Source organism: Paenibacillus sp. LK1 (assembly GCF_002750415.1).
GTDB classification, from domain to species: Bacteria; Bacillota; Bacilli; order Paenibacillales; family Paenibacillaceae; genus Paenibacillus; species Paenibacillus taichungensis.
The window spans coordinates 250,327-276,469 of sequence record NZ_PEII01000009.1 but is presented as its reverse complement, the minus strand read 5'-3'; the positions used below and the strand labels follow the sequence as shown (position 1 = coordinate 276,469).

Sequence of the window (26,143 nt, the reverse complement as noted above, 5' to 3'; positions counted from 1 at the left end):
TCAATTGAACCAAATAAAGGAGAGAAACCGCTATGAGACAACTTTTATCAGCATTATCCTATTTTAGTATTTTCTTCGCACCGTTCTTGTTTCCCATCATCATTTGGATTGTAGCCAAAGACAACTATATTGAGGGACATGCGAAACGAGCCTTATTCTCGCATATATTCCCGTTTCTTGCGGCAATCCCGCTACTTTATTTCTTCGTTACCGCCCACAGTCTGGGTTCCGCTGTCGGATTTGTAATACTCTTCTTTGTTATTTATGCATTAAGTTTTGTGTACAATATCGTCAAAGGCATTCAAGTGCTGCGTGAGTATGCCTAACCACAAGCTCCACAACCAAGTTAAAATAAACATTCAAAAACCCGCCTTTCAAAAGAAGGGCGGGTTTCTGCATTCCGGTTACTTGTTCCCCTGACGCCACGGATTTCTCTGGGCAGGACGCTTGCTGTTAATGGCGAGCACTTCCTCGGCAAACTCGGTATGATGCGCATAAAGGTTCCCTTTGTTTTTCTTGAACTTGGAAGCCATTGCTATCACCTCCCCGGAACTTGTATATAGTATGGCTCCGGGTAATTTCACTTATCCTTTGCAGCTATCGGCATTTGTTGGAACGACCGCCTTAACCTTGCCCCACCAAATAGCGTTGAAGTGTCGGTCCCAGTAATCCAAAAGCAAGTAACTCACTCTGAAACCGTGCTTTATCTTCCCCTGCTGCAATGCCTTCACTGTTCTCAAACGCCGTTTCCGTGGCATCTTCAAATGCTGTATGCATATTGTTATTGTACCAATCCAGGACTGCATCCGAATGATTGCGTACAATCCGAACGACTTCAAGCGAATTCCCTGGCTGGGTAGCCGCAACGTATACAAGTAGAGACGGATCACCCGTATTTCCAGGCTGTACTTCAACTTCTGCACAAGACAATCCATCCACTTCGGTTAATCTGCGTATTTTGGCATCCTGAATAGCATACATTTGTTATCTCGCTCCTTTGTCCATTTCATGTACTTTGTTCAATCTGGTATCGGGTCTCTGGTGTTCCTAGGCGATAAATCTCCCGATACACCTGCTGTAACACAGCTTCATATGCACGGTTTACAGACTCCTCTGGCGTATCTGGCCAAGGGAATACCATTCCTGGAAAGGCCTCTTCCTCTTTTTCCTGCATCAGATTAAGCAGTCCCAGTAATTTGTTCCGCCTCCTGAGGCGTCGCCTGGATCACCCATTCATACGACGTTACGTACGGGTCCGGAATAACGGAGCGCCCCATGACAGATACATAATAGGTCATACTGTCCATTTGCAAGTTCTCTCCTTCACAGGCATGTTGAGGCCGTTGTTCCTAGATATAGTTTCCGAAGAGGACAGACATTTTATGCCTGCTTTCGGCATATATTTGTTACGACTTCTGACGAAAAAGACAACATTTGCTGGCTGTTAGCAACTAAGCAGCCATACGGATGAATGACTCGACTAAGAAAGGATGAACAAACCATGTGCGGTATAACCGGCTTCATACAGTGGAATCGGGATTTGACCCAGGAATCAGAGCTGCTGGTCCGGATGACGGACAGCTTGTCGAACCGGGGGCCCGACGCTTCAGGTACATGGATCTCCAATCCTTGTGCGTTCGGACATCGGCGTCTCAGCGTTATGGACCCGGAGAACGGGGCACAGCCCATGCATGCGTTACAGGGAGACACCTCCTATACCGTCGTGTATAACGGAGAACTATACAATGCACCCGAGCTGAAAAAGGAATTGCTCCAGCGCGGACACCATTTCCGCACACAATGTGATACGGAAGTGCTGCTCGCCTCTTATATTGAGTGGGGACCGGCCTGCGTTGACCGGTTTAACGGAATTTTTGCTTTTGCCATATGGGATGGCGGACGCGAACAGGTTTTTATCGCCCGTGATCGGCTGGGTGTCAAACCCCTGTTCTACAGTCATGCAAAGGATGCACTCGTATTTGGCTCAGAACCCAAAGCACTGCTCATCCACCCGGATGTTGAAGCTGTGGTAGGCCCTGAAGGCTTGGCAGAAGTATTTATTGTCGGTCCTGCCCGAACACCTGGACACGGCGTATACTCCTCCCTTAACGAGCTCAAACCTGCACATGCGCTTATCTACAACCGAAACGGGATTAAAACCTATGCTTACTGGAAGCTGGAAAGTCAGAATCACGAACATAATTTGGAAGAGACAGCTGCCGAAGTACGCAGACTGTTACAAGATACATTAGAACGGCAGCTAGCTTCAGACGTCCCGGTCTGCTCCCTTTTGTCGGGTGGATTGGATTCAAGTGCTCTATCTGCGTTAGCGGTGGATTATTATAACCGTACAGGTCAAGGTCAGGTCAGCACGTATTCTGTAGACTATGTGGATAATGCAAAGCATTTTCAGGCCCATTCCTTCCAACCTGGTGCAGATGGTCCATGGATTAAGCGTATGGTAGAAGAACTGAAGACAGACCATCACTGGATTGAGATTGAAAATGGCGAGTTGGTTCATGCACTGACCCAGGCGATGCTTGTGCGGGATTTGCCGGGGATGGCGGATGTAGACTCCTCCCTCTATCTCTTCTGTAAAGAAATCAAAAAAGGAGCCACCGTTGCCATTTCAGGCGAAGCAGCGGATGAAGTATTTGGCGGTTATCCATGGTTCCATCGGGAAGAAATGCTGAACTCCGGTACATTCCCATGGTCTGTTGCGCCTGATATGCGAGCAGGATTGTTATCCCCGGACATTCGGGAATGGATCAGGCCTCTCGACTACCTCGCGGACCGCTACTCGGATGCTGTGGCTGAAGTGCCTTTACTCGATGGGGAGACCGGTAAGGCAGCCCAAATGCGAGTCATGTCCTATCTGAACATCACCCGGTTCATGCCTACACTACTGGATCGGAAAGATCGGATGAGTATGGGAGCTGGGCTTGAAGTTCGGGTACCTTACTGTGATCACCGTTTGATTCAATATGTATTTAACGTGCCATGGGACATGAAAATGACAGGCGGACGGGAAAAAGGCATTCTGCGTAAAGCGCTGGAGGGTGTTCTGCCTGACGATGTGTTGTACCGGAAAAAGAGTCCGTACCCGAAAACACATAACCCGCAGTATCTTGCTGCCGTTAAACAGCAGGTGCTTGATATTCTGGATGACGCCAGCTCACCGATCTTGCCATTAATCGACAAAGATCAAATTCGCAAATTGGCCTCCTCACCGGATGCTTCATCGAATTTGCCCTGGTTTGGACAGTTAATGTCCGGTCCACAGTTGTTTGCTTATCTGACACAGATCAACTCGTGGTTGCGTACGTACAAAGTGGCAATAAGATAAATAAGGCTATCTTTTCATTCGTAAAAGGGTGCCGATGAACAGCATAATAGCTGTTCATCAGGCACCCCTTCGTCGTACACGACTAAATTATGGTATGGCTATACATCATCCCACTTTAAAATATCAAGTGACTGCTGCAATTCTTCCGTAGCATCTTCCTACTACTTGCTGACCTCTATCTATCGATTAATTAGAACCGGATTACGTTCAAGCAACCCATTGCCAAAAATATCTCTGAACGGTGAATCCTCCATATGAATATAACCGATATAACAGCCACACTTCTTCATGCCACACGGCCGATCTGCGGCCAAAGCCTGCAAACCATCGCGGTAGAGATGCCCAATAATTCGACGGTCCTTGTAACACCTTTTTACATGCCCTGACCCTTGCACATAAAATACCTCCGAACCAGCGGAACAACGCTTACCCAGACTCTCATAATCCCGCAGGTTCCCTTCGAACAGTGGATCAATGGATCGTAAAAAGTCGACCTCTTCCACGCTGTAATATTTGGGTCGATCTTTAAATGCATTGATCCACATATACACCTCATCGGGTAAAGCCTGCCTCATCGATTCAATAGCAGGGAATGCACTGCGCAATCCAACTGTCCCCACACTAAAAGCAAGTCCCATCTCACGTAAAGTCAAACATTGTTTGACGAAGGAAGACTCTTTCGTCTCACGTGGGTGATAGGTCGCCCAGAAAGCCGCTTTATCTCGGTTCAATTCACGGGCCCAGTCCAGTTTGACAGATAGGTTGGTTTGGACTGCAATTTTGTCCACATGTGGCATATGCGATAGCTCAATCATCGCTTCACGATACCAACGTCTTACCAGAGCTTCTCCATACGGGTTAAAGAAAATCGAAAATTGATGACCAGCACTCTCCTGATCCCTCACCCAATTCACAAATTGACGCAGTTGTTGTTCATCCACTTCCAACGTCTCCTTGGAATCTACCGTTTTGCTAAACGGACAATATGGACAGTCGTAATTACAGGACGACAGCTTCCCCCGATAATACAAGGTTGCTCTCATGAGAATACAAACCCTTCCATTTGTTCACGAACCTCAGCGGAGATGAGCCAATCTCCAATAGCATCCGAGTAGCCCAATCCCTCTTCTGTCAGACGCAGCACCTGGTTACCCTTATCGTCCTGCTCAAGCTCAGCCATGCCCTCAGACAATAGTTCACTCAACCATCCGTAGTCTGACAGGACTTCCGTTCCGAATCGTTGATCATAATCCGATAGCGCCAATCCTTCCCGATGCAGCAGAGCTTTCAGAATAAAGCGGCGCTTCTGCTCCTCTAGGCTGAGTACAATGCCGTAATCGGCCACATCATAACGCTCGGTTGCCACATAATCGGCGATGATGCTCTGTGTGGCCTTATAACTAACACCATACTTGGAAGCATAGTGTACTTCACTAGTATAAGAGCGTGCACCGCAACCGAGACCAACCATGCCTTCCTCCTGACAGCTGTAGGGTAGAAGCTCTTTGCTTCCAGAAGATGATTGTTCTTTGGCAAATCTGCGCATGGAATACTGGACATAGCCTCTGCTTTTTAAAGTCTCACGCGCAGCCTTATACAACTCCATCCGAATATCCGGTCCCTGACGTTGTATATCATCCGGTTTCACAATGGTATTCTCGCGGGTGTACAGTGGGTAAATGAAAATCTCACCCGGTTCATATGAAAGGACACGTTCCAGCGAATACAGCCATGATTCCACCGTTTGTCCCGGCAGACCATAGATTAGGTCCAGATTCAACAGAGGAAATTCATACCGTGTAAGTTTCTCAAGCGCTCGTTCCACTTCCTGTGGTTTCTGCGGACGGTAGATGGCTGAGGCTTCGGCTTCGATAAAACTTTGGATGCCCATGCTTACCCGGTCCACGCTCCGCTCTTTCATGATGGCCAATTTGGCTTCTGTCACGGTATCCGGTGACGTTTCTACCGAGATCGAAGCTTGCGTCGGATCGAGCCCCATCACCTGTTCAGCAATATCAAACAAACGGTTCAACTGAATTTCATTTAATAATGTGGGCGTCCCACCACCGATGGCAAACCTTGAATAGGGTCTGCGTGATGTGGGTGGTGCCCACTGTTTGGCTTGCCGTTCCAGCGCATCCACATAACGCACATGGGTGTCATCACGACGATCCGGCAGCGTGAACAGGTTGCAGAATCCGCAACGAGCGGCACAAAACGGAATGTGCATATATAAAAAATACGTATCGGTATTCTCACGTTCCCACAATGGACCGAGCGGTAAAGGCGGGTTCAACTCCCGATATGCGGTCTTATGGGGATAGGAATATAAATAAGAGCGATAGGGTGAAGCAAGTACTTCTCTGAGACCTGAAGCTGTGTTGGATCCGGACTGTGCGGAATGACCTGCTGTCGTATGTTGAGATTGATCGTCCATCGGTTTCCTCCCTGTATCCGGTGTGTAGTTATTGATGATATGAATTATTTGTTCTATAAAATAAATTCACGGTAAGGCACATTCCAAACAACATCATGCGCGAGCCTATGCCCCTGATAGCCATCCTCACCATACGCCGTGCCATGATCGGAAAAAGCTAAACAAAACGTAGACCTTGAACGCTGCCTCATTGCATCAAACAATGGCCCAAGGGCCTTGTCCACATACCGAAGCGCTGCACGCTGTGTTTCTACCGAGTCCTCTCTTGCTCCCTCCACAAAATAGCGATTGGGCCCATGGATGGCAGACACATTCAGGAACAAAAACAGCTTCTCATCTGGTGTGCTTTGCTCCAGCAGCTTCAAGGCATGCTGAACCTGATGCTCAGTCGATTTGGGGTTGGTTACCCCAAAATTCATCCGCCAGTAACTCTGTTGAAAATAACCTGGCAGCACTTTGGCGAGTGGATTTTTCTTGGTGAAGAAAATGACCCCACCTATACAAATTGTACGATATCCTTCAGCTGCAAAACCGGATACGATATCCGGTGTGTCGAACAGCCACGTATGCGGATGCGTCTTTAATCCGGTATTCCGGGAATGAAAAAGTCGTACGTGGGATGCTTTGTTTGTATTAGCAGGTGTAGGCATGAAGCCACCAAAAAAAGCATGATGTGCCGCATAGGTAAAACTTCCCGGAGTATGACGCTTCTCCCAAGGACCCGTACCGCACAGGTTGGGGCAATTCTGTTCCTCCAGCTTGGCTACGTCATACCTTAACGTGTCCAGTGTAATCATTAATAGATCATGGGAGCCTACGATGGTGTTCATATCAGTCATAGTTGTAAGGCTCCTTTCGCAAAAGTTCCATTTCCCATTCATAGGTTCCAAGTCCGTTATGCTGCACTCTGTACAACAAATCTCCGAACGGATTCACATCCAAAATATAGGCACGCGGCTCAGTAACTCCACTGAGCATCACATCAATCCCAGCAGACCATGAGTTGGGGAAGGCAGCCATTGCTGCTTTCGCTGCTGTCTGAACTCCATTCATCTGCTGTTCATCCAGCCCCGCTTCTGCGGGCAGCAACCGCTCATTGCGCAAATGCAGATTGGTGATCGGTGTCTGACTAAGCCTTACGATGGCATGACCTGCTTGTCCACCTGCCACAAGCTGGCGTATATCAAACACGCTTGAACCCAGGGACGCTTTTGCCATCCAACGTTCAATCTGGGCCCCCTCAGCACACAGCCAATTCATGAGCGCAGAAATCTCTGAAGTATGTGTGTACCTGCGCAACCGGCCCTCATTATAAAAATTGATCTTTCCCTGAGTCCGTTCCATTCCCACAGTGGTTATGGCAATTTCAGCACCCGTTCGCGGATTAATTTGGTAGGCAACAACGCCTGAAGCACCGGAGCCACACGCAAGCTTCACGAAAACGCGATTCATACCCGCTGTTTTCATCGCTGTACGCAGGTCCGCATAATTGCGGATCGACTCCGAAGGTTGGAGTGTTGGGGGAACGTGAACGCTATGAGCAGATAGATGCTGCTGGCATTTCCTTTTATCAAACATAATCGCAATGTCATCGGGATCATTCATGAACCGGGCATTAGGCCAATATTCCAGAGCTTCCTGGCGAATTCGTTCCAAACAGGCTTTCCAACCACGAAACCATTGGTTGGGCGCGTAGATCCGCCCCCACTCCTGTTCAAGAGTGAGTGTCTGTTCTGCCGGAATTATTCTCGCAGAAAGGCCATCGATTAACGAAGATACATCATTCACAGCTCCAAGAAAGAGCAGCTCACGCTCTACTTCCCATTCCTCACCAGGGGCATCCAGTCGAATAAGAGGTATACTATTCACGCCATGAACTGAATCATGATTCTCATATAACATCGATGCTGGTGAAGATATCCACGGCTCTCCCTGCATGCACGTAGTCCCTCGCCCTTCCAGACATTGCTGTACGGCATCCACCATGGTTCCGCCCCGTCTCCAAGTCTTTAGTAAATGCGCATAAGGCAACACAAATGCAGGTTGTAAGCCAATACGCTGTCTTGCCTTCTGTAATCCAAGGGTACGGCGATTATTCGGGTTTCCAATTAACAATAACGGCTGCTCCAGAGTCATATCCGAATCCTTAACTGGGCTTTGCAAATTTTCTTCCATTTCCGTCATGCCTGACATCATTTATTCCGTTAACGACGGGTAACGCCAGTCATCTTCATCACTCTGTTGTTGCTCGCTAACATCTACAGATATACCGGAACGTTTCCAACGAATGAGCATTTCGTCTGTCATATAGTGGTAACTGAGATTGAGATGTTTCAGTTTTTTGATCTTGTCACTGGCAAGCAGCGCCTCAGACCCTTCATCAGACAACGTGCCCTCTGACAGATCCAGGATTTCAAGTTGATCCAGAATTGGCGCCTCAGCTGCAGCTTTCGCAATCTCATCCTGAATTTCACTGTCTTTCAGACCCAGGTATACGAGCTTTGGAAATAAACCCTGTTCCAAAAGTGGAAGTACATCTTGAAGTGAACCGTCGAATCCATAATTATCCACGCCCAAATACAGCTCAAGCTTACGCAATTCAGGCAATTTAGCCCGGGCAATTGAAGCTAACACACTTTTGGGAAGACCACCGCAAATAATGATTAATTCTTCAAGTTTGGCATGTTCGATGGGTTCCAGACTTAGCCCGCTACTGCCCTTCACTGTAAATGACTTCAATTCAGGGAAAGCAACCAATAGTGGTGTGAGATCCGTCTGAATAATCCATGATACTTCGCATTCTTCAAAGCCCATATCTCCGATAAACAGTTTCTTCAATGAAGGAAAGCTTGGAGCCAGCTCGATGAGCGCGCCCATAAATTCTTCCGGCGAATTTTCATAGGCCTGCCCCCAGTCTCCAATAATCAGACTCTCCAGCGAACCAGCCTCCGGTTTGGCAGCCAGTTCCCTGATCAGTGTTTCCATACGAATACCGTCCTCATAATCATCATAAGACACCGTAAGCTTCACTTCTTGCATAAGCAAATCCCCTCCGTTTGAGTTCATTGATGATTCGTTAACTTGAATGTTAACCCATACGGTACAAGACTTGCAACTTCTTCCAACCCCGGTCCTAATGCGCTGCTCAAACGTGAAATCTCTGCATTTTTTATATAGGTATAAGAACGTACGTTCCGATATTTTCACTGAAAAAAGCGGGATTTATTTTAGGTCCCCCGCACTGGCTTTATTAACATCGGCTCCACTCCATAAAAATAAAAAAACGTTAATGGTCGGTGAAGCATTCCACAGGAATGACTCTTACCTTCCACTAACGCTTTGATATTTAAGCAAGGCAATAATTCACCTTATACATTCATAATCATATGAGCCGATTCGTTTGAATCTCAGCCTTTCAGGCTGGATACGAGTGCTCTCAGGGCATGGCCCCGGTGACTGATCGCCTGCTTTTGCTCCAGCGTAAGCTCGGCCATCGTCATCTCGTATTCAGGCACATAGAAAAGTGGGTCATATCCAAAACCGCCTGCACCGGCTGCTTGAGCAGTGATCCAGCCTTCAGCCGTACCTTCCGCTTCGTACTTGTGTCCGGTTGCGGGATCATACAGCACCAATGCACAGACGAAACTTGCCGGACTCAAAAGCGGTTGCTCCGTATCCTCACCGGATTTGAGCGATTCCAGCGCCTCAAGCAATTTGGCATTGTTCTTCGCATCGGTTGCACCCTCGCCTGCATATCTCGCAGAATACACTCCCGGGTCACCATCCAGCAGATCCACGCACAATCCCGAATCGTCAGCCAGGACAGGCAAGCCAAGAGCATCGCCCACCGTTTTGGCTTTCTTCCAGGCATTCTCTGCAAAGGTTACACCATCTTCAACGACATCCGGCAGCTCTGGATAGTCAAACATACTTTTGACCTCTTTGCCCAGCGGAGCGAATGCATGAGCGAATTCACGTACTTTCCCTGCATTACGGGTTGCGACAATGATAATTGGGCTATCCAGACTCATGTTAGGCTTCTCCTAATCCACGAGCACCAATCTTGAGTGCAATGGGACCGAGAACTTCTTTCTGACGCTCAATCATCTCCAGAATGCCCTGCTCACCCAGCTCCAGCATCGCGTTCAGTTCACGACGATCAAATGGTGCTTCTTCACCTGTTCCCTGAAGCTCCACATATTTCCCGCCGCCTGTCATCACGAGGTTCATATCTACCTTGGCTTTGGAATCTTCATCATAGTTCAGATCCAGCACCGGCTGTTCTCCAACTACACCCACACTAACCGCTGCAATGAAATCCGTAATCGGGAATACTTGCAATTTATGCTGTTGGGCAATTTTGTTCACTGCGAGCGCCAGAGCTACAAACGAACCGGTAATGGACGTTGTGCGTGTACCGCCGTCAGCTTGGATTACATCACAGTCCAGTGTAATCGTACGTTCACCAAGAGCCTGCAAGTTAACGACCGAGCGCAGTGCCCGGCCAATCAGACGCTGAATTTCCATGGTGCGTCCAGTCAATTTGCCGCGGTTCGCTTCACGCTGATTACGGGTATGTGTTGCACGTGGCAGCATGGAGTATTCAGCCGTTACCCAGCCTTTACCCTGCCCTTTCATAAAGGGAGGAACACGTTCCTCCACCGTAGCTGTACAAATAACCTTGGTATCTCCCACTTCAATCAGTACAGAACCTTCGGCGTATTTATTCGTGTTAATTGTTAAATTCATCGGGCGCAGCTGGTCGCTGGTTCGTCCGTTAGATCTCATCATTTCTGCCTCCTACGACTTAAGCATCCTGTAATGTCGAGCTTGTTCACACTTTTACTAATCCCTTCTATTTTACCAAAGAGTTCACTTAAAAGCATCCTGTCCACCAAAGAGTTCTGTCAACCCTACATCAGACCGCTTATTGTGACTTAAATTGGAATTTCATTGATATATTCAGGCTTCGATACTGGGGCACTGTAATCCCGATTATCATCACTCATGACTGTCTTTTGTCCATTCCATTCGATCTGGACTTTAGCTTCCTTGCCAGCTGTGTTTTCGGCCGTAGTCAATACGACGGATTGCAGCAGTTCACTTGGCACGACATCTCCCTCAGTGAACATATCGTCTTTGAGTGCAACCGTTACGGTTCCATCCTCAGACGTTTTGACCGATTGCAGCTGCGTTCCGCCTGTCATAACCTCTTCCAGCTCCCCGCCTTTGGCTGGTCCCTTGATCAGTTCATTCAGCGCCGCCTGCACCCGGTCTCCACCTGGTGTCACAAGACGCGTAACCGGGACATAATATTGAATGCCTGCTGGCGAAGCGGCTGAGAAATAAACCGTTACCGGGCTGCTGTTGGTCGTGAATGTATCACCCAAATCGAGATTAATGCCCACCGCCCGATTCAACGGTTCCGGCAGGGGGGTGCTGTTTACTGGCATTTGCGTTAACTTTTTGCCGTCTACCCATATCTGTACGTTCTGCACATCCGGTGTACCCGTGAGTGTCCAGGTGACTGCCTCCAGCATTTTTCGCTCGTTCTTGGCATCATACTTGGCAAAATTGCCGGAGAACTCCACGACTGCCAGCTTGTCATCCGAATGAATCGTTACGTTCTGAACAACGGTCCCCTGCGGGAGTACGCCCTGAAATCCTTCAGGCAACATACCTGCATATGGACCACCCGTCACAAGTGTATCCAGGGCTGTTTTGGGACTGCTAACGTCCGTGCCTGACGGGAGTGTCATGGATACCGGAGCTAGCAATCCTTGTTGATCCTGCAGATACACGGTTGTAAGTGGCAGCTTGGCAAGTGAGCCATTGCCTTCAGCCGCCTGAATCATGGCCGCTTCCTGAATCGGCGGCGGTGGATCAATAGCCTCGGAGGACTGTGCCCCAAACATGCCACATCCAGATAACACCACAGGAATACTCAACAGCGCAGCTGCAGAAGCTGTACGCAAATAACGGATCTTACTCATGATCACGTTCCCCCTCATCATTTTTACAGTTTGTACTACCATGTATACGAGCCTTTGCCCAAAAAATAACTACTTTTTAAACAAGCTCACCATGCATAAAGCTGAAAACTGGCCTTCCATCCCCGTCGAAGGATAGCAAAGAAACCCAAAACGGTTAATAACGTATTAGGATATAAGTATAGGGACATTGCTAACTTCAGAGGAGGAATCGCCCATGGAACATCCGGAGCAAGAAAAAATCCCTTACAGCCTGAATAGCCGCAAAGTGGCTGAGGCAACGAGGGAATGGCTGCACAAGCGGGGCGTTACGATCCCTGAGATCGCAGAACTGGTCATGATGCTACAGAAAAAGTATTACCCAGGTCTTACGATGGAAGAATGTATCGACAATGTGGAGAAAGTATTACGCAAACGTGAGGTGCAGAACGCAGTCCTGACAGGCATTCAACTGGACTTGCTGGCAGAGCAAGGCAAACTCATTTCTCCTTTGCAGGAGATGATAGAAAATGATGAAGGTTTATATGGCGTGGATGAGATTCTCGCATTCTCTATCGTCAACGTATACGGCAGTATCGGATTTACGAACTACGGTTATGTAGACAAGCTCAAACCCGGTGTGCTTGAACGTTTGAACGACAAGAGCCTTGGGCCTGTGCATACGTTTCTGGATGATATTGTGGGGGCTATCGCTTCAGCAGCCAGCAGCCGGATTGCGCATCGCAAACAATCGGAGCTTGAAGAAGCTTTGGGAGAAAAACCTGTCAGCGATGATATCGTATAATTTGCATGTGTAATAGGAGTTGGAAATGAACGAACCAAGTAAATTCAACAATCAGACTTCTTCTGATCATGACAAAAAGGCGGCCACGAAGGCCGCTTCTTTTGTGTTGATTCACTTATTTTTGTAATACGCTATTTCAGATGCTCCTGTCTTCCGGCTCCCGCCAAACGATACACCTCAGCCCATTTCTGTTCCGCTGCTGGCTTAGGCTGTACACGACTGGGTCCAATTGTAATTTCCGGGCCTTTGCGTTCTCGCAGCATGCCACGAAGTACCGTAATACCAAGAATGCTTAAGCCAGTAAACACATACATCAGACGCAAAATCACATTGCCTGAATCAGAACCGGTAACCATGCCATGGAACAGTAAACCGATGAATACGGGATAAGACAACATATGGAACATAAACCACCATTTGCGGCCAAGCTTGTTACGCAAATCACTGGATAGCAGTACGATCACCAAACCATAAAAGGATAATGTGCCCAGTCCGCTACCGATCGGATGTACTGAAGCCGTAAACGGAATGAGCAGTTCACTCCAGGTGAATGGACTATAGTGATCAATATATAGGGTTAACGCATGCACAAGTCCAAGTCCAAAGGCGAGCCAGGTCGTTCGGGTATGCCATTTAAACATGGCCGCTTTAGGTTTGCCTTTAGCCATGGGCATCCCTTGGGCAATCCCCAGAAACACACCGGCAAAGAGCAGCAAATAAGCGGCGATTCCACTAATTCGAATGATATTCCACGTCGGCAGGTAATCTACAATCCATTGCGCCATAACCGGCTCCCCCACATCTGATAGACTTGTCGTTTATATAAGACTGAAGCGGTGATCCGGATCGAAACCAGGCCAGCGTTCAGCGAGCGTATCGGTATTTCCTCTAAAATAAGTGCTCCCATCCCTGGTCATCCAGAGGACGTCATGACGATCGTAATGACGGTTTAACCAACCTACTGCATCGGCACTTCCCAAAATACAGACGGTCTTGGCAATAATCTCACATTGCGAGGCATGCTGGCCCAGAACTGTACACTGCAGCACATCCGTATCTGCTGGCTCCATCGTCCGGGGATCAATTAAGTGATGTGAAAGGCTTCCGTCCGTATTCTGCCACTGTCTCCGTCCCACTCCTGAAGTGGCAATTGCACCTTTCCTCAATTGAATATTCCCTATCAGATTTCGCTCCTCCTGATAAGGATCGGTGACTTGCACGGACCACATCGGATGAAGTGTTGTCCCCCATGCCTGAATGTCTCCACCTGCATTAATTAATCCGGCCGAAATATGAAGTGTACGTTGCAGCCAATCGGCGATACGCTCAACGGCCCAACCCTTAACAATGCCCCCAAGGTCCAGCTCAGTTCCAGGGTCCTTATGAACCATTCGGCTGCCTTCCCTTTGAATCCAACGTGGGCGGCTATAGTCATATTCGTCTCTCAGCATATCTGTTGTATCCGATGGCCGGATGTCCAATCTGCGTTCGGTTCCAGATTGCTGAAGCTCTCTTTGTTGCAGCTGCTCAAAACTGACATCGTAACCCGAAGCCCGCAGAGCCTGAGAGATACCTGGCTGAAAAATACCTTCCGTCTGTCCAATATAACCGTATGCCAAACTTAACACTTCATCCATTGCTGCGGAGATTGGCATCCATCCTGTGCAACAATTCAGACGATTCAATTCACTGTCTGCCACAAATCGGCTGAAACGCTGTTCCTGCGCTTCGAACCAATTCTTCACCAAGGCTGCCGCATGCTCAGCCTCTTCCCGTCCTGCGGCTAACTGAACTTCCACGTCCGTGTTCATCGCCCGGAAGCGGAACTTAAGAAGACGGGAGACTTGCTCCGTGCGGCTCATGATGCACCCGTGCGTGACTGATAATTGCCACGGCTATATCTGGAGTCTGTATCCTGATTGCTGTTCTGATCTGTTATCCAGCCACCCGACGACCTGCCTTGATTCGAACCGATGGCAGTGCTTCCATCAGTCGTTTCCTCATCCAGGCTATAGCCCTCATTGGACGATGCATCGGAATGGTTATCTGTGTTGTTCGTCCATTCGTCCATGACATCATCCTGAGCATCTATCTGGGTGGAAGCTGTACTGCTTATATCGGTACCATTAGCCGCCGCATAAGCGACATCAAAGGCATCAGAAGTTCTTACATATTGAAAGAGTGCAGCCACGGTCAACGTTGCTGCCGCTGAGGCTTGCCATTTTCTCCATTGATTTCGTTTTTTCCTAGTCATCGCTCTTCCCTGCTTTCTCTGGCGAAGTTCATGCATTTATCATAGAAGTGCTGCCTTAAAAGAAGATGAATGAACGGTTAAGAGAGACTAAAGCTTTCATTTATTGGAGTCGTTACACGCAAAAAAAGACTCTGAACAGGCAGTTCTCCTGGTCAAAGTCTTGTAATCCTAAGTATTTTCGATAAAAAAGAATACTCCGTCGGGCTGCTGCTCCTGTATAATATGCTCTCGCCGGATCAATTCTTGCAAATGCGCCAAAGTTTCGCTCATCGCAAAACGAAGCTGATGTGTTCCCAATCGGTCACCAAACATAAACACACAGATTTCATACGCATTCGTCGGTGCTTCCCGGATTCGCTCCATCATTTTCTGAAGGCGCTCTTCATGATGAGTGAGCAGATGAACCGTTCGATCGGCAAAATGGCCAAACGGATTCCGATGCCCTGGATATGCCACTCCTACATCCAATGCCCCCAGTCGATGCAGTCCTTCCATATAAGACAATAAAGGCTGATCGTCACTTCCCGGCTGCAGGCTAATATTCGGTGAGATCTGCGGCAATACGGCATCTCCACACAAGATCTCCCTGGAATTCGGCGCATAGAAGGATAGATGTCCTGGCGCGTGTCCACCTGTTTCTACAGCAAGCCACTTTTTCCCGCCCATAACCAGCCATTCGCCATCTTCAATCGGTGTCACTACCGGAAGTGGCGTAATCTGTGAGATAAATCCCTCCATATGTTCACGTATCTGTTGCGTCTTGTCTTCCGGCATTCCATGGCGACTATAATATTCAGGCAACACTGTATTGATGGTTGCCTCCGTTCCCCACATGTAATCCGCTTCCTGGCGGGATCGTGTGGACATTCGAACAGGCACATCCGTTTGTTGCTGTATCCAGCCAGACAACCCCAGATGATCGGGGTGATGGTGGGTCAGTACAATCTGACTAATATCCTGAAAAGTTAAATTGAAATCTGCGAGTGCTTCGTGCCACTCCTGTTCCGTCTCAGTACTGCGTGGTCCCGGGTCAACTATCGTTATTGTTCCATCCGGTTCATAGAGCACATAGCTGTTCACCCAACGTAGAGGAAAAGCCATAGTAATCTTGACACGATGCATGCCTACTGGCATGGAAATGGATTCCGTTCGCTTCATTAATATTCTCCTCCAACTCTACTGCTCCGGCCGATGACCGACAAAAATCATCCGCGGCGATGTCTGCTCATCGTACTTCTCTTCATCATAACCACCGTGTACCTGATCCACCATAAGTCCTGCCTCGTGAAGCAGATCACGTAGTTGTTCACGGGTGTACAGCTTGACGCGTTCCTGATAGATTCTTGGTTTTTGGCCCGATGCGGTATCGGTGATGTGAATTTCTTTTTGCACAAATCCATCCTGGATCTTGCGAAACTCCTCAATATTCTGTCCTTCGCTTTCACGTGTTGAATGCTGCACCAGATGACGAGTCACATAAGCCGTGTTCATAAAATCAATAATATAGCTGCCGCCTGGCTTCAGCATCCGATGAATGGCGCGTAACACTCTTAGTTGCTCTCCATCCTCTCGGAAATAACCAAATGAGGTAAATAGATTGACAACGGCGTCAAATCCGCCTTTCAGTGGAAGCTCACGCATATCGGCATGATACCACTCAACACGATGTTCGGTGTCCATATTGCGTGCTTCACGCAGAAGCACATCAGACAGGTCGATTCCGGTCACCTGGAAACCAGCATCTGCAAGGGCCAGAGAATGTCGGCCCATACCACAGCAAAGGTCAAGTACCTTGGACTTTGGCTGAAGCTTTAACCAATTGATCATTTTATGTACTTCCTGATATGCACCTTGCACATCCCGATGTTTGTACACAAGAAGGTAGTCTTCTCCAAAACTCTTTTCATACCATTCCGTCATTACGTATCGCCCTCCACATGGTCACTGGCCAACTATCCGTAATACGCTGTTCTATCAGCCGGATCATATCTCTATAGCTTTTAGCCATTGTATCGTCTTTATCCTTCAAACTCAAAAATTTCCAAGGATCGTCCACATTGAACGGCCGGAAACCACACGATATAATGTTAAACATAGTCAGGCCACCGCGAATCGGTTAACTATACATAGAGATTGTTCACAAACCAGTATGACGTTTTTTTCACTTCATGGACGTACAGGAGACGACTGAAATATAACGCTAACATAAGAAGAAGCAGCAGGAGGTGTTATTTATGATTCGGATTGGACTTACGGGCTGGGGAGATCAGGAGGATTTGTACCCGAACCGTACCAAAGCGAAAGACAAGCTCCGTCTGTATGGACAATATTTTACGACCGTGGAGGTAGATAGTTCCTTCTACGCCGTTCAGCCTCGGGACCGGATGGCACGCTGGGCAGCAGAAACGCCGGAATCCTTTGCTTTTATCGTCAAAGCCTATCAAGGGATGACAGGACATCTGCGGGGAAAACCCTATTTCACAAGCACCTCAGAGATGTATAAGGCTTTTCGCGAATCGCTGGAGCCTGTCATGGAAGCAGGCAAGATGCAAGCGGCCTTGTTCCAGTACCCGCCGTGGTTTGAATGCAATCGGGACAACGTCAATGAACTGCGTGAAGTAAAACTGAGAATGGAGGGCATCCCGTGTGCCCTCGAATTTCGTCATCGTAGCTGGTATGAAGCAGGCATGCGCGAACGGACGCTGGCATTTCTGAAGGAACAAGGCTGGATTCACAGCGTCTGTGATGAACCCCAGGCGGGGCCAGGATCTATCCCTATCGTACCTGAGGCTACCGATGCCGAAATGACGCTGGTGCGTATGCATGGGCGCAATGTATCAGGCTGGCATCAGAATGGTGCACCCAATTGGCGTGAGACCCGTTATCTGTATCGCTACAACCAGGAAGAGCTGCTGGAGTGGAAAGGTTATTTGGAGAAATTGCAGGAGCAGAGCAAAGATGTATTTGTGATTTTCAACAACAACTCGGGCGGCGACGCCGCTGCCAATGCACAGATGATGATGGAGCTGCTGGAGCAGCCCGTGAAGCCCTTCCCTGACCGTACGGAGCCGGAGGAGGAAGAGGGTCCGGAGCAATTGGAGCTGTTTTAAGCTTCAACTCAAGACTCTAACTAGAATAAGCTACAGATTCAAGCTTAGCGGATTCATTAGTGACCTTCGGGCAAATCCTCACTAATAAATCGCCCGACGCTCGGAACGTTACACAATTTCTCAAGTATTGGAGGGCTATTATTTCCTCCGAATACTCCCCGGCCACATCCGTAACATGTACTTCCTGTTGAAACACAGTTTGTTTCCAGTATCCATCATATTGATAATATTTCTAGAAGATCTGAGACCTGAAATCATTTCTCCCATCCGATTCGTTACCCTTCTTCAAGCCGAAGGCTAGCAAGCGGAGAGATGCTGATTATTTTTTAAAAGAAAACAACCTTGAGGATGTTTCTCCTCAAGGTTTCATTAGAGGGAAAAACTTACACATGGTCTTGGTTAAGAAATTGACTCAAATAACGGACCAAATACAGAGATCAATTTGGTCATGTACCAATTTATATCAGTTATATTGCTGTAACTCTCTACTTCAACAACTTTACGATTAATATCATTTCAAAAGTGCCATTCTCACGAATTAAAAAAGTGCCTCCTATATTCGTATCCTTCCAAGTCATTCCAATCCCGATTAATTCTCTTTGCTTTTCTTTTGTACTTAGAATCTTTAACAACTCTTCTTTAGAAATACTTACGTGTTGCCAACCATAATCATCATCGTCACCGATGGGCAGGAAAGTTGCATGTCCGTGATCGTTATACGACCAACCGAATTTTCTAATTTGCTTAGAATAGTCATTCCTGATATTTGCTTTGATAAGCATATTTCAATAGATGATGAGACAGACATGGTTCATCTCTCCTTTTAATCTAAAAATTCCTTAAGACAATTCTCTTCTTTGTAAGCCAATCCTTAATCGCTTGAGGAATCCGCGAATTTGAGTATAGAGAGTAAGTGGCATCATTTTGTTTTGCAATCTCATGTCTAGCACTACTCATACCTGATTTAAATTTCGTAACTCCACCAAATATAGAACTTTCTTCTAATTTGTCATTCTTAAATAATCATCTAACTCACTTCCATCTAGTGAAAATAAGGACTCATAAATACACAACTCTTCTTCCTCATAAATAATTTCTATAAAAACAGATACAAAACTAATCGGCTCGTCAAATCTATAACTAATTGTTAAGCTTATTTTGCTAATGTTTGTATCTAGAAGATTCAAATCCACATTATTAAATAACTCTCTATACTCATCCGGCTCCTCCATTTTATAGTTTTCCATATATGACCAAAAGGCTTTTTTAGCACGTTCAATTATATCGTTTGTTGAAGCCCAGTTTAAGAGTTCATCGGTGTTCAAACTTCTCAACTCCTTGATTATTAATGTAATCCCTTTTTAAATTGATCAAAAATAAATTTACCTGCCCCCAACCCCTCCAAAGGGTTCTTTGCCGGCCTTATGGACTCTCGACTAGAGTCGACATAGATTAATGGATTGTTTTCTACGTACAGGTTCAAACTCGACGGGGGTGAAAGGGTGATACCAACGAGCACTCCATTTGCTTAAATTAGGTATTCTCATAGTTGCCCTGATAAGCACATCTCAATAGATAATGAGACAGATATCGATCATCCCTTCTCTTAATCTAAGGATTCCTTAAAACCAATTCCCTTCTTTGTGAGCCAATCCTTAGTTGCTTGAGGGATCTGAAAATTTGGGTATAGACAGTATCTCGTGCAACCCTATTTTATTTATTCGTATCACTGGCGATCTTGTAAATTACTTTCGAGGAAAAAATTAACAAATTTTATTTATCGCAACATACAAATTGTTATTTTTTAAAAAAATCACCGACGCTACTTTTATCAATAGGTTTTAAATTCTCAAAATATTTTTGTTCATATAGCGCCTTAATCGTTAATTGAATATTCTCTTTACTTACTTCTCTCACTAAAACTAAATTTGGTTCAATTGAATAGTACCCGTAATTCTCCAATTCTGATTCGAAATCCTGTTGAAGCCTTACGATATCATATACGTATACACGGTATATAATATCTGAGACAGTAACAATGACATCGTTTCTATACCCTTTACTAATTGCTTCATATTCCGCTAATTCCGTGTCCTCAAGAAAAAAAACTTTGATCTCATCCATGATCTTACCTCCAATTATTTTACCGGTGATACCTTAATTAAGTTCAATAAGTCCTGATACATTTTCAGTGACATATCATACGCGAGAACTATCTCAAAATCTTCTAGTCTACTCCCCCTTTGAATGATCTTTAAACCATCAGGAATACTTTCAATTCTATAAGCTCCACCGAATTTAGAAACATTACCAGGATTGGTATCCAAGGATACTCCATGTGTTGTTTTGACTAATCCAGTTTTCTTGTCCAGCTTGATTTCATTAGTTTTCACTTCAAATGTTTTACCTCCACGATAAACACTTGAAGTACTATTTCCATAACTTACTGTTACAGAAGATGAATTCGTCCCCGTCGTTTTATTCGCCTGTCCATTACTTGAGGTCGATGGCTTACTACTACTTGATCCGCTGCTACTGCTTCCTCTACCCCCTCCTTTACTTCCGCCACCACCAAAACTTCCTCCAGATGATCGACCTGCGCCAGCACTGGCATTTCCGCTCCCAGATGCTAACCCTTCTAAAGAGTTCTTTGATGGTCTTTTGGACTCTCCACTAGAGTCGACATAGATTAATGGATTGTTTTCCACATACGTATACAGGTTCAAACTCAGTGGATTCGTGAGTTCGCCTTCCACCGTATCCTCATTTATGAAACGGGCCGTGGATGGATCGTACCAACGCGCTCTCAGGTACTGGAGGTCCGTCACTTCGTCCCAATACTCCCCGGCATAACACAAGACGTTCGGAACGGTCTCCTCAGTCGTTTCCGGGTTGCCCCAGATGTCATACGTGTATTACAACTAGAAAAAAAGCCGACAGGATTGGATTCCTACCAGCTCATTCAATGTTGTCAATTTTAATCCTCTTCCAAAATAAAGGTCTTAATAACTTTACCGTATTCCCAATCACAAACGTAAATTCTCTCACACTTGTCACAACGCCAAACATCATACTTAGGGAATGGAATTGCCAAAGGATCTATTGAATCAATTTGAATAATAGCATCCCATTCCTCGTCAGTATAGACTCTTAATTGTACATTATTTGGTACAAGAGTATTTGATATTACTTCTCCACATTTACATGTCATTCTGGCCATTGTTATTCTCCTTTCTTATTTTGAAACAACTCCTTTACTTGTCCAAATCTCAACTCGACCGGGCAAAACTTTGTCAGAGTATGTCCCAGCAGCACGATTAATCACACTTTGAGCATTTTCTATAGTCATACCAGTTTGCCTAGCATCAATAATAACTGTCGACGCCCCCTGTTTAAAGCCTTCCTGGATCCTTGTCACCCCTGTATTTAAGCTCGTTCCAGTTAATGTTTTCAACTCAGTCTTTACTTTATTAACATAGAAATCTGGGGTTTTGACACCCTGTTGAGTAGATTTTGCAATAACTTCTACATTTTTACCTTGAGCAATTAAATCATCTATAACTGCTTTTTCATACGATTTAAGACCATCTAAAGAACCAGTAAGTTTCCCCGTCCCCTGACTAGTCTGTCCATTACCTGAAGTCGACGGCTTAGGCTTATTGCCAGACGATCCACTTCCTCCTTTGCTTCCACCTCCACCCATGCTTCCGCCTGGGGTCATTCGTCCTCCACTGGCACTACCACTGCCACTTTCTAATCCCAACAAAACATTATTAGCCGGTTTTTTCGACTCTCCACTGGAGTCCACATAGATCAATGGGTTATTTTCAACATACGTGTACATGTTCAAACTCAGCGGATTCGTAAGTTCCCCTTCCACCTTATCCTCGTTGATGAAACGGGCCGTGGATGGATCATACCAACGGGTTCTCAGGTACTGGAGGCCTGTCACTTCATCCCAATACTCCCCGGCATAACGAAGGGCATTCGGGACCGTCTCCTCTGTTGTTTCCGGGTTGCCCCAGATATCGTACGTGTATCGATTCAATACGTTGCCAGATGCATTCCGGATCTCCGTCACATCCCCGTGGCCGTTGGTCACGTAGGACTGTAGCTGACTCTCTCCGGCGATCTGCCGGGCGGTCAGTTTGCCAGTGGCGTCGTAGATGTACCCTACCGTAATCTGCACCGTCCCCGTGCTGCTTACCGTGCCTTCGGCCACCAGTAGTCCACGGTCGTCATAGTAGTAACGGGTGGTTTGACCTCCCGTACTTCGCTCGGTCATCAAGCCGTCCCCATTGTAACGGTAGCTTACACTCTGGTCGTTGACCAAAGCACCTGTAAGTTGGTTGCGAGCATTGTAGGTGTAGGAAGCTGGTGCAGGCGGGCTCCACTCCCGCTCACTCTCCAGACTGCTCCGGTTATCTCGAACATCATAGGTAAACGTTTCCTGATACTGGCTGGACGTTTGAATTCGGTTTAGCTTGTCATAGGTGAATCGGTAGGAGATTCCCTGATCCGTTTTGCTCGTGATATTTCGGTTGTTATCATAGGCATAGCTGTAACTCGGACCGTTTGTACCATTAAACGCATGCGTGAGTCCCTTCAGGTTCAGGCCGTCGTAGGTATAGACTTCCTTCCACCCGGACCCTGCACTTTTTTGTGCCAGACTGTTGTTGCCGCGATACGTGTACGCGAAGCTGCCGAGGGTCGCTCCGCCTCCACTCGTCAAGCTCAGGGATGCCGGTAGCGCCGAGGCTCCCTTGTATGTCATGCCCATGTTAAGCGTATAACTGCCTTGCTGGAAGGTCTGACGAGTACGTGCGCTTCGGGCATCGTAACCCAGCGTTAACGTCGCCCCATCCGGATACGTGATTTTCTCCAGTTCACCGACGGGTGTATATGCATATTGGGTACTTCCGGTAGGATCGCCCATGCCAGTTCTCCGGCCCATGGCATCATAGGTATACGAGATCGGTCCATCACTGGCCCGGTTTTCCAGCAGGAAGTTGCGGCTGTTGTATATGTAGGTTCGTTCCTGCCCTTTCCGATCCAGCACCTTCGTCACATTGTCATTCGCATCATACGTATAGGTCGTGACTTGTCCCAAAGGATCGGTCTGTACCAGCAAACGACCCATCTCATCATAACGTTTCTGGACGGTCTTTCCGTCTGCATAGGCTGCTTTCGTTAAGTCACTACCGAGATTGTACGTGTAACTTGTCTTTTTATTCTCGGCATCGGTCACCGAGGTGAGACGGGACAAAGCATCATAGCTGTTCGTGGTCAGGTTGCCGTTTCCATCGGTGACGGAGATGACGTTGCCCACGCTGTCATACGTGTAGGTGGCCAGAGCCACGTTGCCGCTGGCCTTGAGCTCTTCCTTTTTGGTCACTTGGCCCATGACATTATAGGTCTCCCGAATCCGGTTGTTTTCCCCATCGGTGATCGTCAGGGTACGCGCCGCATCATCATAGGCCATTTGGGTGGTGGACGTACCGTCCTGCTGACGAATGACCCGATTGAATGCATCATACGTATAGGTGATCGTTTGTCCTGTGGCGTCCGTCTGAGCGATCATCCGGTCATAAACATCATACGTATAGGTCTTGCTGCCCCGTACATTCGTTTCACTGGACAACCTGCCCAGCGGGTCAAAACGGTATACCGTTTGGCTAAGATCAGGTGTCTTGACCGTCAACGTATTATTTACGTCATCGTAGGACAAGGTGGTCATGCTTCCGTCCGGATTCTTCTCAGAAATGACACGCCCAAGCTTATCATAGGTCGTCGTTGTCGTATTCTGATTGCCGTCCGTATAGCTGTTCATTTCACCAGTGGCGTTAAACCCTGCTTGCACAGTAACGGTAGAACTCTTCCCAGCCGCATCCGTAACTTGGACTTCCTGCCGGGTAGGCAACATGGATTTGTAACCAAACTGTTGACGAACGATGGTATCCGCCGTCTCTCCCTTCAGTTGGAGCACAATCGGGTTCCCGTATCCATCATATTGATAATTAGTCTGGCCCAGAAGATTGCCTTGACTGTCCCGTATGACGGACTGTGTTAATGATCCCGTAACCGAATCATAACTGTAATTGGTGGTTGCCTGCTGGCTACTACCGCCCGTTTCCGTACTTTGGGTAAGGGCAATCAGCGGTGACAAGTCATATCCGCTGAAAAACTTCATCTCATAGGTGGACTTGATCGTTGCACCCAGTGGATTCGTTCGGGCGATCACCTGCCCCCAGTCGTTATACTGGAGTGAAGTCACCGCTGCACTGGAGGCACCGGCCGTATCATACGAACGTTCTTCAATGCGGGTTGGTACATTCCGATAAGCGGCTTCATTGTACGTATAGGCTGTAACCCGCCGCTGGTTTCCTTCGATGACGCGGGTGCTGATTTGTGTGTTATAGACGACGTCCGGTTTGTTATGTGCAACAAATTGTTTCTTGAAGCTGTACTCGCTGCGGGTTAGCCCATCCTCCACCGTCGTCGTAAAGGTATTGTTTTGTCCGTATATCGCACCAATATCGCCGCTATAACTCACATTGATTTGGTTGGATACTTCCTGTCCCGCTGTGCTGTAGTACACTCTGCGCTGACCATATCGAGGTTGAGTCTCCGCACCAGTCGGCCCCAGTTTTCGCAGTACAGTCCCACCAAAAGTATATTGCGTCATCGCTTTGGTTGGATGCTCAATGGAGGCCAACACGAGCCAGTCATTCCATCCCCAATAGACCTGCTGATTTTCTCCCGTATAATCCTTGTAGAAATCAATCAGGTTGAAAAGGAGACCATTCCATCGAAGGTACCCATACTTCGTTATTCTTCCTTCTGCATCAATGACGTGATCGAGCAATCGTTGTGTACGATTGTTACTCGTCACATTTCGTGTTTTATAGGTGACCACCCGATCATCAAAGGATACTTTGACTTCATTGGTGCTGTATGAAAAATCCATCGTCTGTACAGGCTGTCCCTTGCCTGCCCGACTCATAACAAAACTCAGAACGGTGCCGTAATTGAAGTTGGTAGTGTAATAAAATTCAATGGTGTTATTATACTGATTACGAATTTGCAGAATGTTGCCCGCCTGATCAAAATATTGAACAATACCGGTATTGTAATCAATTAAAACATAGTACGCTTTTTCTCCGGATACATAGAGATCGGAGTGTACAAGTCCAAAGTCCAGATTCTCCCAAGGATAACCTGTTAACCCACCTCTTTCAGAATCGGCGAACGTACCGACTCCCGGGATATGAACATACGTCCCACCTCCTTCATGCTTAACGTAAGGTAAGTCCCATATCCAGCCTTTGCCGATTGGAAATTTTTGTTCCTCTGTTGTCGATTCGGTTGTGTTTTTAAAATCAGGATTTACTCTCGCACCAATCTGGTCCTTGCCCAGCGAGCTATCATACTTGCGACGCAGAGTAAAATCAAGACCGTTGGCCCCCGGCATGACCAGATCCACCACGCTTATATTGAGCGAGCCATCGCTCGTAGAGATACTATCATTTACCGACCCCACTCCATAAGGAGCCTGATCGAACTTGATGGACTGACGTTGCAAGGCAATGTCATCATAACCGTTGGCAGCGAGAGCGAATGAATGAGGTGATGCATACACCTCGTCTGTTACAGAAGGAGACACATATTCATCGTTGTATATAGCCTCTGTCACCGAGGGCTCATCCACCCGGCCCAACGAACCGGGTTCGTTTTCAAATGTAACCGATTCAGGACTAACTGTTAATGAATGATTTATGGTGTCTGGATACTTCTCTTGTATGTATGATTCATAGGAGCCTCCTTGTTCCTGAGCAAGCAATGCCTGATAGATTTCATTTAGTGCGTAGCCTTTGCCCAGTTCAAGAATGATCCAGTCCCGTTCCACTTGAAAGCGTTCAGATACGGTCGTAATGGTGATCAGATCATTCGAATCCACAGCGCTTCCCAACGCTGGGTTCAATGAAGCATCACCGTATACATCTTCTGTCACACTCACGGTATCCGGTGTGTCATAGGATGGAGAAGCTACAGCACGTTGTATCCCCAGTTCTGGCGGAAATAACATGGATGCCAAAAAAGTGAGAATGAGCAGAACAGATAACCCTTTTTTCATTTCATTAATCTCTCCTCGTATGGATTGTAATTTCCGGTTGGACGAACGCAGACTAACTTTGAATCGTCCCCACTGCGATAATTTATCA

25 protein-coding genes and 1 pseudogene are annotated in these 26,143 nt (G+C 47.0%); 4 read left to right on the top strand and 22 right to left on the bottom strand.

The window, feature by feature from the left end:
- The first annotated feature begins 32 nt into the window (after positions 1-32).
- Positions 33-326, top strand: a complete 294-nt coding sequence (locus CS562_RS20975; RefSeq protein ID WP_053783120.1) for a magnetosome magnetite crystal formation protein family — start codon at positions 33-35, stop codon at positions 324-326.
- Positions 327-404: 78 nt separating this feature from the next.
- Here CS562_RS20975 and CS562_RS33555 read toward each other — a convergent pair whose 3' ends face one another.
- The 4 genes from CS562_RS33555 to CS562_RS33545 all read right to left on the bottom strand — a co-directional run bounded on the left by CS562_RS33555 (position 405) and on the right by CS562_RS33545 (position 1,307).
- Positions 405-533 carry a hypothetical protein gene (locus CS562_RS33555; RefSeq protein ID WP_256336669.1) on the bottom strand — a complete coding sequence of 43 codons (129 nt, stop codon included), beginning with the start codon at positions 531-533 and terminating at the stop codon, positions 405-407.
- Between the two features lie 91 nt (positions 534-624).
- Positions 625-981, bottom strand: a complete 357-nt coding sequence (locus tag CS562_RS20970; protein ID WP_053783121.1) for a hypothetical protein — start codon at positions 979-981, stop codon at positions 625-627.
- A gap of 25 nt (positions 982-1,006) precedes the next feature.
- Complete coding sequence (locus CS562_RS33550; RefSeq protein WP_257219567.1) at positions 1,007-1,174, bottom strand: hypothetical protein; 168 nt, start codon at positions 1,172-1,174, stop codon at positions 1,007-1,009.
- 4 nt (positions 1,175-1,178) lie between these two features.
- Positions 1,179-1,307 (bottom strand): hypothetical protein, encoded by a 129-nt coding sequence (locus CS562_RS33545; protein ID WP_257219566.1) that lies wholly within the window; start codon positions 1,305-1,307, stop codon positions 1,179-1,181.
- 194 nt (positions 1,308-1,501) lie between these two features.
- On the opposite strand from CS562_RS33545, the gene asnB reads away from it, so the two are divergent.
- Positions 1,502-3,346 carry an asparagine synthase (glutamine-hydrolyzing) gene (asnB, locus tag CS562_RS20960; protein ID WP_099858116.1) on the top strand — a complete coding sequence of 615 codons (1,845 nt, stop codon included), beginning with the start codon at positions 1,502-1,504 and terminating at the stop codon, positions 3,344-3,346.
- 179 nt (positions 3,347-3,525) lie between these two features.
- Here asnB and CS562_RS20955 read toward each other — a convergent pair whose 3' ends face one another.
- From CS562_RS20955 to CS562_RS20920, 8 genes are all read right to left on the bottom strand, one after another.
- On the bottom strand, positions 3,526-4,389 hold the full coding sequence (locus CS562_RS20955) for an STM4011 family radical SAM protein (RefSeq protein ID WP_099858115.1): 864 nt from the start codon (positions 4,387-4,389) through the stop codon (positions 3,526-3,528).
- Entirely contained in the window at positions 4,386-5,783 is a 1,398-nt protein-coding gene (locus CS562_RS20950) for an STM4012 family radical SAM protein (RefSeq protein WP_099858114.1), read from the bottom strand. Before CS562_RS20950 ends, CS562_RS20955 begins: the two co-directional genes overlap by 4 nt.
- Positions 5,784-5,836: 53 nt before the next feature.
- The gene (locus tag CS562_RS20945) at positions 5,837-6,622 is read right to left on the bottom strand and encodes an STM4013/SEN3800 family hydrolase (protein WP_099858113.1); all 786 of its coding nucleotides are present in this window, start codon (positions 6,620-6,622) and stop codon (positions 5,837-5,839) included.
- On the bottom strand, positions 6,615-7,967 hold the full coding sequence (locus CS562_RS20940) for an STM4014 family protein (RefSeq protein ID WP_257219565.1): 1,353 nt from the start codon (positions 7,965-7,967) through the stop codon (positions 6,615-6,617). The genes CS562_RS20945 and CS562_RS20940 overlap by 8 nt, the downstream gene beginning before the upstream one ends.
- 12 nt (positions 7,968-7,979) lie before the next feature.
- Positions 7,980-8,822, bottom strand: coding sequence for an STM4015 family protein (locus CS562_RS20935; protein ID WP_099858112.1), 843 nt, complete (start codon positions 8,820-8,822; stop codon positions 7,980-7,982).
- Between the two features lie 368 nt (positions 8,823-9,190).
- The gene (locus tag CS562_RS20930; RefSeq protein WP_099858111.1) at positions 9,191-9,814 is read right to left on the bottom strand and encodes an XTP/dITP diphosphatase; all 624 of its coding nucleotides are present in this window, start codon (positions 9,812-9,814) and stop codon (positions 9,191-9,193) included.
- Position 9,815: 1 nt separating this feature from the next.
- Entirely contained in the window at positions 9,816-10,574 is a 759-nt protein-coding gene (rph, locus tag CS562_RS20925; protein WP_053783129.1) for a ribonuclease PH, read from the bottom strand.
- Positions 10,575-10,720: 146 nt separating this feature from the next.
- Positions 10,721-11,776: a GerMN domain-containing protein gene (locus tag CS562_RS20920; RefSeq protein WP_063566699.1), complete on the bottom strand. Its 1,056-nt coding sequence runs from the start codon at positions 11,774-11,776 to the stop codon at positions 10,721-10,723.
- A gap of 214 nt (positions 11,777-11,990) precedes the next feature.
- Between CS562_RS20920 and CS562_RS20915 the strand changes: the two genes are divergently transcribed.
- Positions 11,991-12,557 (top strand): phosphatidylglycerophosphatase A family protein, encoded by a 567-nt coding sequence (locus tag CS562_RS20915; RefSeq protein ID WP_076290808.1) that lies wholly within the window; start codon positions 11,991-11,993, stop codon positions 12,555-12,557.
- A gap of 131 nt (positions 12,558-12,688) precedes the next feature.
- Here the strand turns inward: CS562_RS20915 and CS562_RS20910 are convergent, their stop codons facing one another.
- From CS562_RS20910 to CS562_RS20890, 5 genes are all read right to left on the bottom strand, one after another.
- On the bottom strand, positions 12,689-13,342 hold the full coding sequence (locus tag CS562_RS20910) for a ferric reductase-like transmembrane domain-containing protein (RefSeq protein WP_063566697.1): 654 nt from the start codon (positions 13,340-13,342) through the stop codon (positions 12,689-12,691).
- Between the two features lie 33 nt (positions 13,343-13,375).
- Positions 13,376-14,419 carry an FAD:protein FMN transferase gene (locus CS562_RS20905; RefSeq protein ID WP_099858110.1) on the bottom strand — a complete coding sequence of 348 codons (1,044 nt, stop codon included), beginning with the start codon at positions 14,417-14,419 and terminating at the stop codon, positions 13,376-13,378.
- Entirely contained in the window at positions 14,416-14,811 is a 396-nt protein-coding gene (locus tag CS562_RS20900) for a hypothetical protein (protein WP_099858109.1), read from the bottom strand. The genes CS562_RS20905 and CS562_RS20900 overlap by 4 nt, the downstream gene beginning before the upstream one ends.
- 168 nt (positions 14,812-14,979) lie before the next feature.
- Positions 14,980-15,969: an MBL fold metallo-hydrolase gene (locus CS562_RS20895; protein ID WP_099858108.1), complete on the bottom strand. Its 990-nt coding sequence runs from the start codon at positions 15,967-15,969 to the stop codon at positions 14,980-14,982.
- Positions 15,970-15,987: 18 nt separating this feature from the next.
- Positions 15,988-16,731 carry a class I SAM-dependent methyltransferase gene (locus CS562_RS20890; protein WP_076290813.1) on the bottom strand — a complete coding sequence of 248 codons (744 nt, stop codon included), beginning with the start codon at positions 16,729-16,731 and terminating at the stop codon, positions 15,988-15,990.
- A gap of 314 nt (positions 16,732-17,045) precedes the next feature.
- Here CS562_RS20890 and CS562_RS20880 point away from each other — a divergent pair, with 314 nt between their 5' ends.
- A complete protein-coding gene (locus CS562_RS20880; RefSeq protein WP_099858106.1) occupies positions 17,046-17,921 on the top strand; it encodes a DUF72 domain-containing protein in 876 nt (291 codons plus the stop codon).
- Positions 17,922-18,922: 1,001 nt separating this feature from the next.
- Here the strand turns inward: CS562_RS20880 and CS562_RS20870 are convergent.
- The 5 genes and pseudogenes from CS562_RS20870 to CS562_RS20850 form a co-directional block, all read right to left on the bottom strand.
- Positions 18,923-19,246 (bottom strand): hypothetical protein, encoded by a 324-nt coding sequence (locus CS562_RS20870; protein ID WP_099858104.1) that lies wholly within the window; start codon positions 19,244-19,246, stop codon positions 18,923-18,925.
- A 472-nt stretch (positions 19,247-19,718) separates the two neighbouring features.
- Positions 19,719-20,045: a hypothetical protein gene (locus CS562_RS20865; protein ID WP_099858103.1), complete on the bottom strand. Its 327-nt coding sequence runs from the start codon at positions 20,043-20,045 to the stop codon at positions 19,719-19,721.
- Positions 20,046-20,590: 545 nt separating this feature from the next.
- Positions 20,591-20,836, bottom strand: a pseudogene (locus CS562_RS33900) (RHS repeat-associated core domain-containing protein); the annotation flags it as partial.
- A gap of 62 nt (positions 20,837-20,898) precedes the next feature.
- Positions 20,899-21,141: a hypothetical protein gene (locus CS562_RS20855; protein WP_099858101.1), complete on the bottom strand. Its 243-nt coding sequence runs from the start codon at positions 21,139-21,141 to the stop codon at positions 20,899-20,901.
- A 15-nt stretch (positions 21,142-21,156) separates the two neighbouring features.
- Positions 21,157-26,055 carry an RHS repeat-associated core domain-containing protein gene (locus CS562_RS20850; protein ID WP_099858100.1) on the bottom strand — a complete coding sequence of 1,633 codons (4,899 nt, stop codon included), beginning with the start codon at positions 26,053-26,055 and terminating at the stop codon, positions 21,157-21,159.
- Positions 26,056-26,143 lie beyond the last annotated feature (88 nt).